Source organism: Streptomyces sp. NPDC088252, assembly GCF_044740965.1.
Taxonomy (GTDB): Bacteria; Actinomycetota; Actinomycetes; order Streptomycetales; family Streptomycetaceae; genus Streptomyces.
In genome coordinates this window covers 14,280-28,122 of sequence record NZ_JBIURS010000017.1, presented here as the reverse complement: position 1 = coordinate 28,122, position 13,843 = coordinate 14,280, and the positions used below count along the sequence as shown (strand labels likewise).

At 72.5% G+C, this 13,843-nt stretch carries 12 protein-coding genes; 4 read left to right on the top strand and 8 right to left on the bottom strand.

The window, feature by feature from the left end; genetic code table 11:
• Positions 1 to 65: 65 nt before the first annotated feature.
• The 4 genes from ACIOHC_RS29125 to ACIOHC_RS29110 all read right to left on the bottom strand — a co-directional run bounded on the left by ACIOHC_RS29125 (position 66) and on the right by ACIOHC_RS29110 (position 5,855).
• Positions 66 to 2,636, bottom strand: a complete 2,571-nt coding sequence (locus tag ACIOHC_RS29125) for an ABC transporter permease (RefSeq protein ID WP_401844609.1) — start codon at positions 2,634 to 2,636, stop codon at positions 66 to 68.
• Complete coding sequence (locus ACIOHC_RS29120) at positions 2,633 to 3,421, bottom strand: ABC transporter ATP-binding protein (RefSeq protein ID WP_365692280.1); 789 nt, start codon at positions 3,419 to 3,421, stop codon at positions 2,633 to 2,635. Before ACIOHC_RS29120 ends, ACIOHC_RS29125 begins: the two co-directional genes overlap by 4 nt.
• On the bottom strand, positions 3,418 to 3,717 hold the full coding sequence (locus tag ACIOHC_RS29115; RefSeq protein ID WP_401844607.1) for an SHOCT domain-containing protein: 300 nt from the start codon (positions 3,715 to 3,717) through the stop codon (positions 3,418 to 3,420). The genes ACIOHC_RS29120 and ACIOHC_RS29115 overlap by 4 nt, the downstream gene beginning before the upstream one ends.
• A 923-nt stretch (positions 3,718 to 4,640) precedes the next feature.
• Complete coding sequence (locus ACIOHC_RS29110) at positions 4,641 to 5,855, bottom strand: ROK family protein (RefSeq protein ID WP_351081190.1); 1,215 nt, start codon at positions 5,853 to 5,855, stop codon at positions 4,641 to 4,643.
• A 121-nt stretch (positions 5,856 to 5,976) separates the two neighbouring features.
• On the opposite strand from ACIOHC_RS29110, the gene ACIOHC_RS29105 reads away from it, so the two are divergent.
• Both ACIOHC_RS29105 and ACIOHC_RS29100 read left to right on the top strand, forming a co-directional pair.
• Entirely contained in the window at positions 5,977 to 7,191 is a 1,215-nt protein-coding gene (locus ACIOHC_RS29105) for an MFS transporter (RefSeq protein WP_351081192.1), read from the top strand.
• A gap of 74 nt (positions 7,192 to 7,265) precedes the next feature.
• Positions 7,266 to 8,021: a maleylpyruvate isomerase family mycothiol-dependent enzyme gene (locus ACIOHC_RS29100; RefSeq protein WP_351081194.1), complete on the top strand. Its 756-nt coding sequence runs from the start codon at positions 7,266 to 7,268 to the stop codon at positions 8,019 to 8,021.
• Between the two features lie 63 nt (positions 8,022 to 8,084).
• On the opposite strand, the gene ACIOHC_RS29095 is transcribed toward ACIOHC_RS29100, so the two are convergent.
• Positions 8,085 to 8,486, bottom strand: coding sequence for a MarR family transcriptional regulator (locus tag ACIOHC_RS29095; RefSeq protein WP_351081196.1), 402 nt, complete (start codon positions 8,484 to 8,486; stop codon positions 8,085 to 8,087).
• 87 nt (positions 8,487 to 8,573) lie between these two features.
• Between ACIOHC_RS29095 and ACIOHC_RS29090 the strand changes: the two genes are divergently transcribed.
• Entirely contained in the window at positions 8,574 to 10,076 is a 1,503-nt protein-coding gene (locus ACIOHC_RS29090) for an MFS transporter (RefSeq protein WP_401844605.1), read from the top strand.
• A gap of 83 nt (positions 10,077 to 10,159) precedes the next feature.
• Here the strand turns inward: ACIOHC_RS29090 and ACIOHC_RS29085 are convergent, their stop codons facing one another.
• The 3 genes from ACIOHC_RS29085 to ACIOHC_RS29075 all read right to left on the bottom strand — a co-directional run bounded on the left by ACIOHC_RS29085 (position 10,160) and on the right by ACIOHC_RS29075 (position 13,018).
• Positions 10,160 to 10,825, bottom strand: a complete 666-nt coding sequence (locus ACIOHC_RS29085) for a response regulator transcription factor (RefSeq protein ID WP_351081200.1) — start codon at positions 10,823 to 10,825, stop codon at positions 10,160 to 10,162.
• Entirely contained in the window at positions 10,822 to 12,063 is a 1,242-nt protein-coding gene (locus ACIOHC_RS29080) for a sensor histidine kinase (RefSeq protein ID WP_401844604.1), read from the bottom strand. Before ACIOHC_RS29080 ends, ACIOHC_RS29085 begins: the two co-directional genes overlap by 4 nt.
• Positions 12,064 to 12,310: 247 nt before the next feature.
• A complete protein-coding gene (locus ACIOHC_RS29075; protein WP_401844603.1) occupies positions 12,311 to 13,018 on the bottom strand; it encodes a TetR/AcrR family transcriptional regulator in 708 nt (235 codons plus the stop codon).
• A gap of 127 nt (positions 13,019 to 13,145) precedes the next feature.
• Here ACIOHC_RS29075 and ACIOHC_RS29070 point away from each other — a divergent pair, with 127 nt between their 5' ends.
• Positions 13,146 to 13,598, top strand: a complete 453-nt coding sequence (locus tag ACIOHC_RS29070) for a nitroreductase/quinone reductase family protein (RefSeq protein WP_401844601.1) — start codon at positions 13,146 to 13,148, stop codon at positions 13,596 to 13,598.
• The last annotated feature ends 245 nt before the right edge of the window (positions 13,599 to 13,843 follow it).

Sequence of the window (13,843 nt, the reverse complement as noted above, 5' to 3'; positions counted from 1 at the left end):
GGGTGTCGGCCGACGCCCCGCTCCTCCTGCCGCCGTGCCGCTCCCGCGGCAAATTCCGCTGTGCGCTACTCGGCGGCGACCGCTCGGAGCACGTCCAGCCGGGCTGCCCGGCGGGCCGGCCGTCGGCCCGCCAGCACCCCGGCCGTGATCCCGACCAGGGCGACCGCCAGGAGCCGTAGCGGCGGGAGCGCGAAGGCGAGGGAAGTGCCGCCCGTGGACGCGGACGCCTCGACCAGCACCCAGCCGAGGAAGCCGCCCAGCAGCAGACCGCCCGCCGTGCCGAACGCCGCGACCAGGACGGACTCCCAGCGGACCATGGACCGCAGTTGGCTCCGGGTCTGCCCGACGGCCCGCAACAGGCCCAGTTCCCTGGTGCGTTCGTGCAGCGCCAGGGTGAGTGTGTTGGCGATGCCCAGCAGGGCGATCAGTACGGCGAGCGCCAGCAGGGCGTAGACCAGGGTGAGCATCATGTCGATGCCGCCCGCCGAGGACTGCGCGTACTCGCCGCGGGTCTGTACGTCCGGGTTGCCGTACGCCGCCGCGGTCCTGGCGACCGCCGCCTTGCCGTCGGCGGTGGACACACCGGGCTCGAAGGAGACGGCGATCAGCGAGTCGGAGTCCTGCACGCGGTGCGGGGCCCAGGCCTGACGGGTGATGAGGTAGTCGCCCGCGAGTTCCGACCGTGCGTAGACGGCGCGGACCGTGAAGTTCCGCTGCGTGCCGTCGGGGAAGGCGAGCCGTGCGGTGGAGCCGGTGCGCAGTCCGCGCTCGGCGGCCTCGGTGCCGGACACGGCGATCCCGTTCGCGCCCAGGTCCTTCAGCGACCCGTCGACCGCTCCGAGGTCGAAGACCCTGCCGAGCGCGGCCGGGTCGGTGACGGTCAGGGCGCGTCCCGCGCCGTCGACCTCGGCGACCCCTTTGCCGAGGCCGACAGCGGTCGCGACCTGCGGCAGCCGGGCGACCGCCGGGGCGAGCCGGGGGCTGAGGCCGCTGCCGCCCGCGCCGAAGGCGGGGGCGCTGATGGCGACGTCGCCCGCGAAGGACCGGTCCACCGTCCGGTTCATGGTCGCCTTCAGCGAGGCGCCGAAGACGGTGAAGAGACAGACCACGGCGACGCCGATCATCAGCGCGGTCGCGGTGGAGGCGGTCCGCCGGGGGTTGCGCAGGGCGTTGCGCACGGCCAGTCGGCCCGTGACGCCGCGCAGCCGGTCGAGCGGGGCGCCGAGGAACCGTACGGCGTACGAGGAGGCGACGGGTCCGAGCACCACGAACGCGGCGACTGCCAGCACCGCGCCGATGGCCGTCGGCCGGACGGACGGATCGCCCCACACACCGGTCAGGATGGTGCCGACGGAAGTCAGCAGGAGCACGGACCCCGCGATGGCGCGCGTCCGGGAGGCCGCGGAGTCGTCGACGGCGCTCTCGCGCAGGGCGGCGAGCGGGGCGGTGCGTCCGGCCCGGACGGCGGGCAGGAGAGCGGAGCCGAGACAGACGAAGGCGCCGACGGCGAGGGGCAGCAGCAGGGACACCGCGCCGATCACCAGCGCGCCCTCGGGGAACGGGAATCCGACGGCGGGAAAGAGCGCCCGCAGTCCGGCGGCGATGCCGATGCCACCGGCCAGACCGGCCGCGGAGGCGATCACGCCGACCACTGTCGCCTCGACGAGTGTCGCGCCCACGACCTGCCGACGGGCAGCCCCGAGGGCGCGCAACAGCGCGTTCTCGCGGGTCCGCTGGGCGACGACGATCGCGAAGGTGTTGTGGATGGAGAAGGTGGCGACGAGTAGCACGATCCCGGAGAACACCAGCAGCAGCGTGGTGAACACGCCGAGGAACGCCCCGGAGATCAGGTCCCGGTTCTCGGCGGCCGAGGCCTGGCCGGTGATGGCCTCGACTCCCCCGGGCAGTACGGGGCGCAGCGCGTCGACGAGTTCCTGCTGGCTGGTGCCCGGGGTCGCGCGCACCTGGATGGCCGATGCCTCGCCGGGCTTCGGCGTGAGGTACTTCTCCGCATCGGCCTGCGTCAGCGCGGTGTAGGTGACCTGCCCCATGCCGTCCTGGCCGCCGAAGGTGGCCAGACCGACGATCCTGACGTGCACGGGGTCGGGGGTGCGCAGCACGGTCGTGTCGCCGATCCTGAGCCCGCCCCGGACGGCGGCGCCGCGGTTGACCACGGCTTCACCGGGCGCGGACGGGGCGCGCCCGGCGGCGAGGCGGTACGGGTTGAGCTTCGGGTCGTCGATCCAGTTGCCGGCCAGGGTGGGCGGCCCCTGGCCTCCGACGGGTGTGCCGTCGGAGCCGATGAGCTGACCGGCGCCCTGGATGTCGGGCGCCGCCGCGGCGACCCCGGGGATCCGCTCGATCCTCTGCACGAGTGCGGTGTTCACCGGTTGCCGGGTGCCCTGGGACTCACCGGCGACGGTGACGACATTGGAGCCGCGCACCACGGCGTCGGTACCGGCGGTCGCGTTGCCGAACATGGTGTCGAAGCTCGCGCGCAGGGTGTCGCCCATGACGAGCGTCCCGGTGAGGAACGCGACGCCGAGCAGGACGGCCACGAATGTGCCCGCGAACCGGCGCTTGTGGGCACGGAGCGAGGAGATGCTCAGGCGTATGGAGGTACGGGTGCCGGTCATGTCGTCACCGCCTGTGGGTGGGGCGGGGCGAAAGACTTGAACCGGTCGAGCACGCGCTCCGCCGTGGGGTCGGGCATTCGGTCGACGAGCCTGCCGTCGGCGAGGAAGACGACCTCGTCGGCATGGGCCGCGGCGACCGGGTCATGGGTCACCATGACGACGGTGCGGGCGGTCTGCCGGACGGTGCGGCCGAGCAGCCGGAGCACCTCCTGGCCGGAGCGGGAGTCGAGGTTGCCGGTCGGTTCGTCGGCGAAGACGACGTCGGGGCTGCCCGCGAAGGCCCGCGCGACCGCCACGCGTTGCTGCTGTCCGCCGGAGAGTTCGCCGGGCCGGTGGTGCAGCCGGTCCCGCAGTCCGACGGTGTCGACGAGCGCGTCGAGCCACTCCGGGTCGGGCCGCTCCCCCGCGAGGTCCAGGGGGAGGGTGATGTTCTCGGCGACGGTGAGCGTCGGCAGGAGGTTGAAGGACTGGAAGACGAAACCGATGCGTCGGCGGCGCAACAGGGTGAGCCTGCGGTCGTCGAGGGTGCTGAGATCGGTGTCGCCGATGAAGGCCGAGCCGGAGGTGAGGGTGTCGAGTCCGGCCGCGCAGTGCATCAGGGTGGATTTGCCGGAGCCGGAGGGGCCCATGATGGCGGTGAAGCGGCCCGCCGGGAAGTCGACGCTCACCCCGTCCAGGGCCCTGACCCGGGTGTCGCCGCTGCCGTAGAGCTTCACGGCGTCTACGACCCGGGCCGCGGCGTCGGCGGTGGGGGTGGATGCGGAGGTGGGGACGGTGGTGGTCATGCCGGTCCTCCCTTGCTGCCGCGGCCGAACTGTTCGTCGAGGACGGAGATCCTGCGCCAGTACTCGTCCTCCTCGATCTCTCCGGCCGCGAAGCGGCGGCCGAGCAGGGCGATCGGGGACGGTTCGGCGGGGCCTCCCTGGGCGGCACGGGCCTGCCAGGGGCCTCGGTGGCCGCGCCGGGCCGTGCGGCGCAGGAGAGTGATGCCCCCGACGACGACGGCCGCCCAGAAGAGCGGGAGGAGTGGGAAGAGCGGGATCCAGGGCCCGGGTCCACCGCTGTGCGCCAGAACGTTCATCTCGGTCGTCTCCCTGGGTTCGGAGGTCGCGTTCAGGTTTTCCTGACCCTGAAGAGCCTGGCCCCGGGAGGGGGTCCGAGTCGTCGTACGGCCAGCGGCCGTGCGCGTACCACCCCGGGAGTACGCGACGGGTCCGCGGCTGCTCCCGTCGGCCGACCGAAGATCGCCGCATTCTGTACCTACCGGTTCGTGCAGTCGCTGCACGAGTGCTCCGGAACGCCCGATCGAGGCCGCCCGGGAGCTTCTGTGGGGGCGCGGTCATGTGGGCACCGGCGCCAAGGCCGCCCAGCGGCAGGCGGGCGCGGGCCGGCGCAGCATGTACCACCACGTCGCGGGGCGAACCCGCCCCCCGCCGAATACGACAGGGGGATCATCCACGACCTCGTCGCGACCAAGGGGCACCTGCTGCACGCCTTCCGCGGCCCCATCCGCGAACGGCGCGAGTGCTGCGCCCATCGCCGTCCGCCTGGAGCCGGGGACGGCGACGCTCGACGTACTGGACCTGTTCCGCGGGGAGTCGGCAGTCGCGCCGCAGCGGGTGCTCGGTCATGCGGGCCGGTCTCCGGACGCAGCCGTACGGCGTGACGCGGCGCGGACGGGAGCGTTCTTGGCGTTCGACGACCTGTCACGGGCCCATCACGCGACGGACCGGCGGCCGGCGGAGCAGCCGACTGTCCGCCGACGCGGGCTTCGGCGGGCAGTCGGTCCCGGGCGGCACGAGGTGCCCGGTACCCCGAACCTGCCGCAGCCGCCGCGGCGGCTGCGTCGTCGCCTCGAACAGAGCCTGGACAAACGGGCGTTGGCAGGAAGCCTGGTGGACGACGCGGCACGGGCCCTCGCGTGGAGGACCTCTTCGGGCCCCTCCGAAGGATGAGGGCGGTGCGGCCGTCCCCCACGTCGTCACGCGGGCACGGCCGCCCCCGTCACGCGAGCGCGGCCAGCGGATCGTCCAGCACCGGCTGCCAGGCCAGTTCCGCCGCACCCACCAGGCTGTTGTGGTCGAGCGTGCACGGCAGGATCGGCACACTGCCGCTGCGCCCCCACAGGCTGCGGTCGGCCACCACCGCGCGCAGCCGTTCCGGATCCGCGTCGAGCAGGGCTCGGTGCAGACCGCCGAGGATGATGCGGTCGGGGTTGAGGATGTTGACCAGTCCCGCGAGTCCGAGGCCGAGCCGGTCGATCAGCTCCTCGGCCGCGCCGCGCACCGCCGCGTCCTCGTACTCCGTGCGCAGCAGATCGCCGGCCTGCTTGAGCAGCGACTCCTCCGGACCGGGTTCGCGGCGGGCGGCGACGAGGAAGGCCAGCGGGTCGGTCTCGACGTCCAGACAGCCCCGGCCACCGCAGTGGCACGGGCGGCCCTCCGGGTTCACCGTGAGATGGCCGACCTCCAGCGCCAGTCCCGAACTCCCGGTGTGCAGACGGCCGTCGAGGACCAGAGCACCGCCCACTCCCCGGTGCCCGGTGGCCACACAGAGCAGATGCTGGGCACCGCGCCCGGCACCGTGCCGGTGTTCGGCGAGCGCGGCGAGATTGACGTCGTTCCCGGTGAACGCCGGTCCGGGGATGCCCGCTTCCCGTACGCAGGCGGCGAAGATCTCACGCACCGGTGCCCCCGCCGGCCAGGCGATGTGCAGCGGGTTGAGCGCGGTACCCTCCGGCTCGGCGACCGCGGACGGCACCGCGAGGCCCGCCCCGACGCAGCGCAGCCCGCTGTCCCGGAGCAGCCGGGCGCAGTCGTCGACCACTTCGCCGATGACCTGCGCCGGGTCCGCCGTGACGGTGACGCAGCCGGGGGCGGTGGCGACGAGCCGTCCGCCGAGCCCGACGAGCGCGGCCCGGAACCCGTCGGCGTGCACCTGCGCGGCGATCGCGACGGGCCCCGACTCATGGATGGCCAGCCGGTGCGAGGGGCGACCCTGCGATCCGGCGGCGGAGCCCGGCCGGGAGTCGACCCGGATCAGGCCGAGCGCCTCCAGTTCCGCGGCGACCGCACCGGCCGTCGCCCGGGTGACGCCGAGTTCGGAGGTGAGCACGGCGCGGGTGGGCGCGCGTCCGGTGTGGACCAGTTCCAGCGCGGGTCCGAGGGCGCTGCGGCCCCTCTCCAATTTTGTCCGGGTGGTGGTCACCTTGCCGTTCATGGGGGCGAGTCTCCCATGATCCGGAGGTGTCGCCGACGCCCCGGTGGCTCAGTTGTGCCCCTTGCGGCCGCCGCGGGCGGCCGTCTTGCGCCCGTTGTCCGGACGCCCCTATGCTGAGTTTGTGCCGCAACTAAACAAACTGCGGACGGCCCTGCCGGGGGGACCGGGCGGAGACACCGCCCCACCTTCGACGACCAGCCTCCGTACCGCGCTGACCGTGTTCTTCGCCCTCGACGGCTTCCTCTTCGCCGGCTGGGTGGTCCGCATCCCGGCGATCAAGCACCAGACCGGCGCTTCGGCCTCCACCCTGGGGCTCGCTCTGCTCGGCGTATCCGCCGGGGCCGTGGTGACCATGATGCTCACCGGCCGGCTGTGCCGTCGCTTCGGCAGCCACCCGGTCACCGTGGCCTGCGGCGTCCTCCTCTCCCTGAGCATCGCCCTGCCCGCACAGACGCATTCGGCCCTCGCGCTCGGCTCGGTGCTGTTGGTCTTCGGGGCCGCGTACGGCGGGATGAACGTGGCGATGAACAGCGCGGCGGTCGATCTGGTGGCCGCGCTGCGGCGCCCGGTGATGCCGAGCTTCCACGCCGCGTTCAGCCTCGGCGGAATGGTCGGTGCCGGGCTCGGAGCACTGGTCGCGGGCGGCCTCTCCCCCGCCGCGCACCTCTTGGCCCTCACCGGGGTCGGACTCCTCGTCACCGCGACGGCCGGACCGGCACTGCTGCGCCACCCGGCACCGAAATCCGCACCCGCATACGGCGGGGCGCGAAAGCCGCGGCGACTGGACGGGCGGGCCCGGCGCCTGGTGCTCCTCTTCGGCGTGATCGCGCTGTGCACCGCATACGGCGAAGGGGCGCTGGCCGACTGGGGCGCCCTCCATCTGGAACAGGATCTGGACGCCCACCCGGGCACCGCCGCCGCCGGGTACTCCCTGTTCGCACTGGCCATGACGGCCGGCCGGCTCAGCGGCACAGCACTGCTCGAACGGCTCGGCCAGACCCGCACCCTGGTCGTGGGCGGTGCCACGGCCGCCGCCGGAATGCTGCTCGGCTCACTGGCCCCGACCGTCTGGCCGGCGCTCATCGGTTTCGCCGTCACGGGCCTCGGTCTGGCCAACATCTTTCCCGTCGCGGTCGGCCGGGCCGGCGAGCTGGCCGGGCCGGGTGGAGTGGCCGCCGCGTCGACGCTCGGCTACGGAGGAATGCTGCTCGGACCGCCCGCGATCGGCTTCCTGGCCGACTGGGCCTCCCTCCCGGCGGCCCTCACCACGGTGGCGCTGCTGGCCACCGCGGCGGCCGCGCTGGGGTACGGAGCGCGCAACGCCGCACTCGCCTGAGAGACCGGCCGCATCGCGCGCGACGGCCGGAGCCACCCCTCCGGGCAGGCCGGACCACTGGCACAATCGAAGCCATGGAGATCACGGACCACATCGAGTCCCTGGCCGACGAGGGACGGATGCTGGCGACCGCCGCACAGGAGGCGGGCACGGGGACACCGGTGCCCACCTGTCCGGGCTGGCAGGTGCGTGATCTGCTCCGGCACACGGGGATGGTGCATCGCTGGGCGACCGCTCTCGTCGTCGAGGAACACACCTCCTACCGACCCGCCGGCGGGGAACCCGATCTGGACGGGCCCGAGTTGCTCGGCTGGTTCCGCGAGGGCCACCGCCTCCTGGTCGACACACTGCGGGCCGCACCCGCCGGACTGGAGTGCTGGACCTTCATGCCCGCACCGTCGCCACTGGCCTTCTGGGCGCGACGGCAGGCGCACGAGACCACGATCCACCGGGTGGACGCGGAATCGGCGCGCGGCGGGCGGCTGTCGTCGGTGACGGCCGATCACGCGGTGGACGGGATCGACGAGTTGCTGTGCGGATTCCATGCGCGTGCGAAGAGCAGAGTGCGCACCCGCACACCTCGTACCCTGCGGGTCCGGGCCACCGACGCGGGCACCACGTGGACCGTACGGCTCTCACCGGAACCGCCTCAGACCGTACGGCATGAAGCGGCTCCCGAAGAGGGCTCGGCGGACTGCGAGTTGAGCGCGACGGCCGGTGAGCTCTACCTGACGCTCTGGAACCGGCTGCCACTCACCGCGATCACGGTGACGGGCGACCGCGAGCCGGCCCGGATCTGGTGCGGGAACTCCGGGGTGACCTGGTCCTGAGCGCGCCGCGGGTCAAGGCGGTGTCCGGCAGCCCCTGCCCCGGCCGGGCCCGCGGCGAGGCGGTCAGTCCCCCGCGCCGTCCAGCATCCGGGCGAGCACCGACCTCTGCAGCGGCTTGACCTCCGCGTGCCGTGCCCGGCCCTTCGCCGTCAGTTCGACCCTGACACCCCGCCGGTCCTCGCGGCACATCCCCCGGCACACGAGGTCGTCCCTCTCCAGTCGGGCGATCAAGCGGGACAGCGCGCTCTGACTGAGGTGGACCCGGGAGGCCAGCTCCTGCACACGATAGGCGGGGCCGCCGTCCTCCGCCGCGCCCTCCGCGAGGACGTCGAGCACCTCGAAATCGCTGGCACCGAGGCCGTGTCGGTGCAGCTCGCGGTCGAGCTCACAGAGCGTCCTGGCGTGCAGGGCGAGGATGTCCCGCCACGCGTCGACGAGCATTCGCTCCGACTTGTTCGCTGCCATGACCGCACGTTAGCAGAGATGTGGCCGTTTGTTGCATCGGAATTAAATGCACTTGCATTCAATGCATGTGCATGTACTGTGCTGCTCATGACCTCTCCGCTCAACGTCCCCGATTCCCATGAGCGTTGGAGCCCGCGCCTGTGGGGCACCCTGCTCGTGCTCTGCGCCGCGATGTTCCTGGACGCTCTCGACGTCTCCATGGTCGGCGTCGCACTGCCCTCCATCGCGGACGATCTCGGGCTGACCACCTCGACCCTGCAGTGGATCGTCAGCGGCTACATCCTCGGATACGGCGGCCTGCTGCTCCTCGGCGGCCGTGCGGCCGATCTGCTGGGCAGGCGCCGGGTCTTCCTGATCGCGCTCGGCGTCTTCGCCCTCGCCTCGCTGCTCGGCGGATTCGTCGACTCCGGACCGCTGCTGATCGCCAGCCGCTTCATCAAGGGGCTGAGCGCCGCCTTCACCGCACCGGCCGGGCTCTCCATCATCACCACGACGTTCAAGGAGGGCCCGCAGCGCAACCGGGCCCTCTCCATCTACACCACCTGCGCCGCCACCGGCTTCTCCATGGGCCTGGTCCTCTCGGGCCTCCTCACCCAGCTGTCCTGGCGGTGGACGATGCTGCTGCCCGCTCCCATCGCGCTGATCGCCCTGCTGGCCGGCCTGAAGCTGATCCCGCACAGCGAACGCGAGGACACCCACCGCGGCTACGACCTGCCGGGCGCCGTCACCGGCACGGCCTCCATGCTGCTGCTGGTGTTCACGGTCGTGCAGGCCCCCGAGGCGGGCTGGGCCTCCGCCCGCACACTCCTGTCGTTCCTCGCCGTCGCCGTACTGCTCACCCTCTTCGTCACCATCGAGCGGCGCACCGCGAACCCGCTGATCCGACTCGGGGTGCTGCGCTCCGGCGGCCAGGTCAGGGCGCAGCTGGGGGCCGCCGCGTTCTTCGGCAGTTACGTGGGCTTCCAGTTCCTGGTCACCCAGTACATGCAGTCGCTGCTCGGCTGGTCCGCACTGCAGACCGCGCTGGCCTTCCTGCCCGCAGGCGTGCTGGTCGCCCTCTCCTCGACGAAGATCGGCGATGTGGTGGACCGGTTCGGCACCCCACGTGTCATCGCGACCGGCTTCACGTCCCTCGTCATCGGCTACGCGCTGTTCCTCCGCATCACGCTCACCCCGTCGTACGCGGCGGTGATCCTGCCCTCCATGCTGCTGCTCGGCGCGGCGTGCGCGCTGACGTTCCCCTCGCTCAACATCCAGGCGACCAACGGGGTGGACGACGACGAACAGGGCATGGTGTCGGGTCTGCTGAACACCTCGATCCAGGTGGGCGGGGCGGTCTTCCTGGCGATCGTGACCGCGGTGATCACGGCGCACGGCAGCGGAGACGGATCCCGCCAGGCGGTCCTGGACAGCTATCGGCCCGGTCTGGTCGTGGTGACCGCGGTCGCGCTGGCCGGGCTGCTGGTCACGCTGACCGGGCTGCGGCGCAACCGGCCCGTGCAGCGCACCGTACTGGTCGCCTCGTCCGAAACGGACCGGGCCGCCGCGGTCGAGGCGGCAGCAGCCGGCAAGGTGTCCGTGCGGGACTGACCGTCCCGCGAGGGGGAACGTGCGGTGGCCGACGGGGATTCGCCCTGTCGGCCACCGCGCATCCGACGCTTCTCAGCGAAATGTCAGCCGAGCCAGCCGGGGCGCACGAGACCCGACTCGTAGGCGAGCACGACGAGTTGGGCCCGATCGCGGGCGCCGAGCTTCACCATCGTCCGGCTGACATGGGTCTTGGCGGTGAGCGGGCTGACGACCAGCCGTCTGGCGATCTCCTCGTTGGAGAGCCCGATGCCGACGAGCGCCATCACCTCCCTTTCCCGTTCGGTCAGTTCGCTCAGCCCGGTCGCCGCGGCGGGCTCCTTGGAACGGGCCGCGAACTCGGCGATCAGACGGCGGGTGACCCCCGGCGAGAGCAGGGCGTCGCCCCCGACCACGGCGCGCACCGCGCGCAGCAGCTCATCCGGTTCGGTGTCCTTGACGAGAAAGCCGGAGGCCCCGGAGCGGATCGCCTCGAAGACGTACTCGTCGAGCTCGAAGGTGGTGAGCATGACCACCTTGACGTCGCCCAGTGCGGGGTCCTCGGTGATGGCGCGGGTCGCGGCGAGGCCGTCGAGACGCGGCATCCGGATGTCCATCAGCACGGTGTCCGGCCGCAGTTCGCGTACCAGGCGTACGGCCTCCTCGCCGTCGGCCGCCTCCCCCGCCACCTCGATGTCGGGCTGGGCGTCCAGCAGGGCCCGGAAACCGGCCCGGACCAGCAACTGGTCGTCGGCGAGCAGTACGCGGATCACGTCGTCTCCTCCTTGCGCGCCGTCGCGCCAGATGTGTCGGAAGGCAGCGGAAGCTCGGCCCGCACCCGGAAGCCGCCGTCGGTCCGGGGCCCCGCCTCGATCGTGCCACCCAGTGCGGCGGCCCGCTCCCGCATGCCCGCCAGCCCGTTGCCGCTGCCTCCGGCATCGTTGCCGGTGGCGGGTCCCCCGTCGTCGATCCGGAGCCGGATCCGGCCGGGCTCGTAGCCGATCCGGACCTGCGCGGTGCGCGATCCGGAATGCCGGACCACATTCGTCAGCGCCTCCTGCACGATCCGGAAGGCGGCGAGGTCCGCCCCGGGCGGGACTGCGCCGCGCACCCCCTCGGTCTCGACGGTGACGGTGAGTCCGGTGCTCGCCGCCTGTTCGACGAGCTCGGGAAGCCGGTCCAGTCCGGGGGCCGGGGTCCTGGGGGCGTCTCCGGGGGTGCGCAGGGTGTCCAGGACCTGGCGGACCTCGCCCAGCGCCTCCTTGCTGGCGGCCTTGATGGTGGTGAGGGCGGTGCGGGCCTGCTCGGGGTCGGAGTCCAGCAGTGCGAGTCCGACGCTCGACTGAACGTTGATCACGGAGATGCTGTGGGCCAGGACGTCATGGAGCTCGCGGGCCATCCGCAGCCGCTCCTCGTCGGCCCTGCGCTGTTCCGCGGCCTCCCGCTCCGCGCGCCGGTCCGCCCACTGCTCACGGCGTACGCGGACGAACTCGGCGGCGGCGATGATGGCCACCACCCAGGCGGCGACGCCCAGTTCCTGCCCCCAGGGAGGAACGTGGTCCTCGGAGGGCGGCAGCCAGCGGTAGAGCCAGTGGGCCACCAGGACATGCCCCAGCCACACCATCGCGACGGCCGACCAGGCGGCCCGCCGGTGTCCGGCGACGACCGCGCTGAAGCAGCCCACGGCGACGGCCAGGAAGACCGGTCCGTACGGATAGCCGGCCGCCAGGTAGACCATCGCGGCGGTCGAACTCCCGAAGACGGCCACCACGGGGTGGCGGTGGCGCAGCAGAAGCACGGCGACGGCCAGGAAGAGCAGCAGCCGCGCGAAGACGTCCAGCGGCGCCCGCTCGTCCATCTGTCCACGGGCCGCGACGGTCGAACCGATCATGACGACGGCGCCGAGCACGATCGTCGACGGCCAGGGCAGCCGGGAGGAGTACTCCCCCGGTGTCTCCGTCAGCCATCGCGGCGGCTCGCCGTGCAGCCGGTGTGGGTGTCGCTCTTCCATGTCCGCCACGCTAGACCGCGGGCCGTGGCGCGGTCGTCAGCCGTGCGCGGTGATCACCCGTACTCCCTCGGGAGTACGTCGTACCGGGCGTGCGGCGGGCGAGAAGTGCCGTGCCCCGGGACAGTCCGGACCACGCGACACGGGTCCGCCCGGGGGATCCTGTCTCCGACCTCCTCGCGCACGGCTCACGGCCGGGCCCGCCGGCTGCGACCGCGTACGAGGTCGTCAGCTGTTGTGCCCGAGGTCGTCAGCTGCTTCGGGGGCCTAGCAGACCGACCGTGCGGGCCAGTTCGGTGACGGCCTCCCGGAAGAAGATCTCCCGGGCCTCCACCACTCGCTGGAACTGGCCGAAGATCTCGAAGGAGATCAGCCCGAACAGCTGCGACCAGGCGGCGATCAGCGGGGCGACCACTCCGGGAGGCAGGCCGGGGGCGAATTCGGCGACCATCCGCTCGGCCTCGGTGCGCAGCTCGTCGGCGAGCGGCGGCACGGCGAGACCGTCGGTGCGAAAGGCCTCGCCGACGACGGCGATCAGGACGAGGCCGACGCGGGACGCGGGGCCGATCGTCGCCTGCGGCGCGTTGTAGCCGGGCACCGGCGAGCCGTAGATCAGAGCGTACTCATGCGGGTGGGCGAGGGCCCAGTCGCGAACGGCGTGGGCGACCGCCGTCCAGCGCGCGAGGTGGGGGGCGGCGTCGGCACGGGCGGCCCGGTGGGCGACCTCGGCGCTCTCGCCGACGGAGTCGTACGCATCGATGATCAGGGCCGTGAGCAGTTCGTCCCGGCTGGGGAAGTAGCGGTAGAGCGCGGAGGACGCCATCCCGAGTTCCCGGGCGACCGCACGCAGCGAGAGCTTCGCGGCACCCTCGGCCGCGAGCTGCTTCCTCGCCTCCTCCTTGATGGCGGCAGTGATCTCGATACGGGCCCGTTCCCTGGCTCCTCGGACAGCACTCATGTTTCTCAGTCTGCCATGCAGAAGAGCACCGACCAACAACGAGAGCGCTGCTCTTGCTCTGGAGCACCAGTTCCGTGCACACTGATCTCAAGCGAGAGCACTGCTCTCAATATACGAGGGGGTCACCATGTCTCAGCCGTACTACCTTCAGGGCAACGCCTTCACCGTCCGGATGAACAGCGTCATCGGCTGGCTCGCCCGGCACGGAGTCAGCCTGCTCGGCTCGGCCGAGCTGTCGGTGCGCGGTCGCAGGAGCGGACAACTGCAGCGCATCCCGGTGAACACCCACACCTACGACGGCGCGCAGTATCTGGTCTCCGCGCGGGGCCACTCCCAGTGGGTACGCAACATGCGGGTCGCCGGTGGCGGCGAGCTGAGGGTGGGCCGGAGGATCCGCGCCTTCACGGCCGTGGAGATCGCGGACGACGAGCAGAAGGTGCGGGTCGTCCGCGCCTATCTGGAGCGGTGGGGCTGGGAGGTCAACCAGTACTTCCAGGGCATCACCGCGAAGTCCACGGACTCCGAACTCCTGGCCGCCTGCCCCGACCACCCCGTCTTCCGCATCACCGTCGAGGGCTGACCGTGCGGCCCGGCCCGCCCTCGGCGTCACCACCTGCCGCCCCGACCGGGGGGTTCACCGGCTCGCGGCGTCCGGCACGGCGCCTCGACGCGTTGCCGCGTCACCCGAGTGCGCCCGGCACGAGGGCGATCCTCCGCGCCCTGCGCCGGACCGCGCCGGACGCCGCACGGCCCGGCCTCCGGCCGAACGACGCCGGTTCGAAGAAACGTCCCAGGGTCTTCCGTTCGGATCAGACCCGATCCGAA

Excerpts from the sequence above, each read along its gene's own strand:
- ACIOHC_RS29100 (WP_351081194.1), top strand. The coding sequence starts at position 7,266 with ATGGAGATCACGGACCACATCGAGTCCCTGGCCGACGAGGGACGGATG.
- ACIOHC_RS29090 (WP_401844605.1), top strand. The coding sequence starts at position 8,574 with ATGACCTCTCCGCTCAACGTCCCCGATTCCCATGAGCGTTGGAGCCCG.
- ACIOHC_RS29125 (WP_401844609.1), bottom strand. The coding sequence starts at position 2,636 with ATGACCGGCACCCGTACCTCCATACGCCTGAGCATCTCCTCGCTCCGT.
- ACIOHC_RS29110 (WP_351081190.1), bottom strand. The coding sequence starts at position 5,855 with ATGAACGGCAAGGTGACCACCACCCGGACAAAATTGGAGAGGGGCCGC.
- ACIOHC_RS29075 (WP_401844603.1), bottom strand. The coding sequence starts at position 13,018 with ATGAGTGCTGTCCGAGGAGCCAGGGAACGGGCCCGTATCGAGATCACT.
- ACIOHC_RS29095 (WP_351081196.1), bottom strand. The coding sequence starts at position 8,486 with ATGGCAGCGAACAAGTCGGAGCGAATGCTCGTCGACGCGTGGCGGGAC.
- ACIOHC_RS29120 (WP_365692280.1), bottom strand. The coding sequence starts at position 3,421 with ATGACCACCACCGTCCCCACCTCCGCATCCACCCCCACCGCCGACGCC.
- ACIOHC_RS29070 (WP_401844601.1), top strand. The coding sequence starts at position 13,146 with ATGTCTCAGCCGTACTACCTTCAGGGCAACGCCTTCACCGTCCGGATG.
- ACIOHC_RS29080 (WP_401844604.1), bottom strand. The coding sequence starts at position 12,063 with ATGGAAGAGCGACACCCACACCGGCTGCACGGCGAGCCGCCGCGATGG.
- ACIOHC_RS29115 (WP_401844607.1), bottom strand. The coding sequence starts at position 3,717 with ATGAACGTTCTGGCGCACAGCGGTGGACCCGGGCCCTGGATCCCGCTC.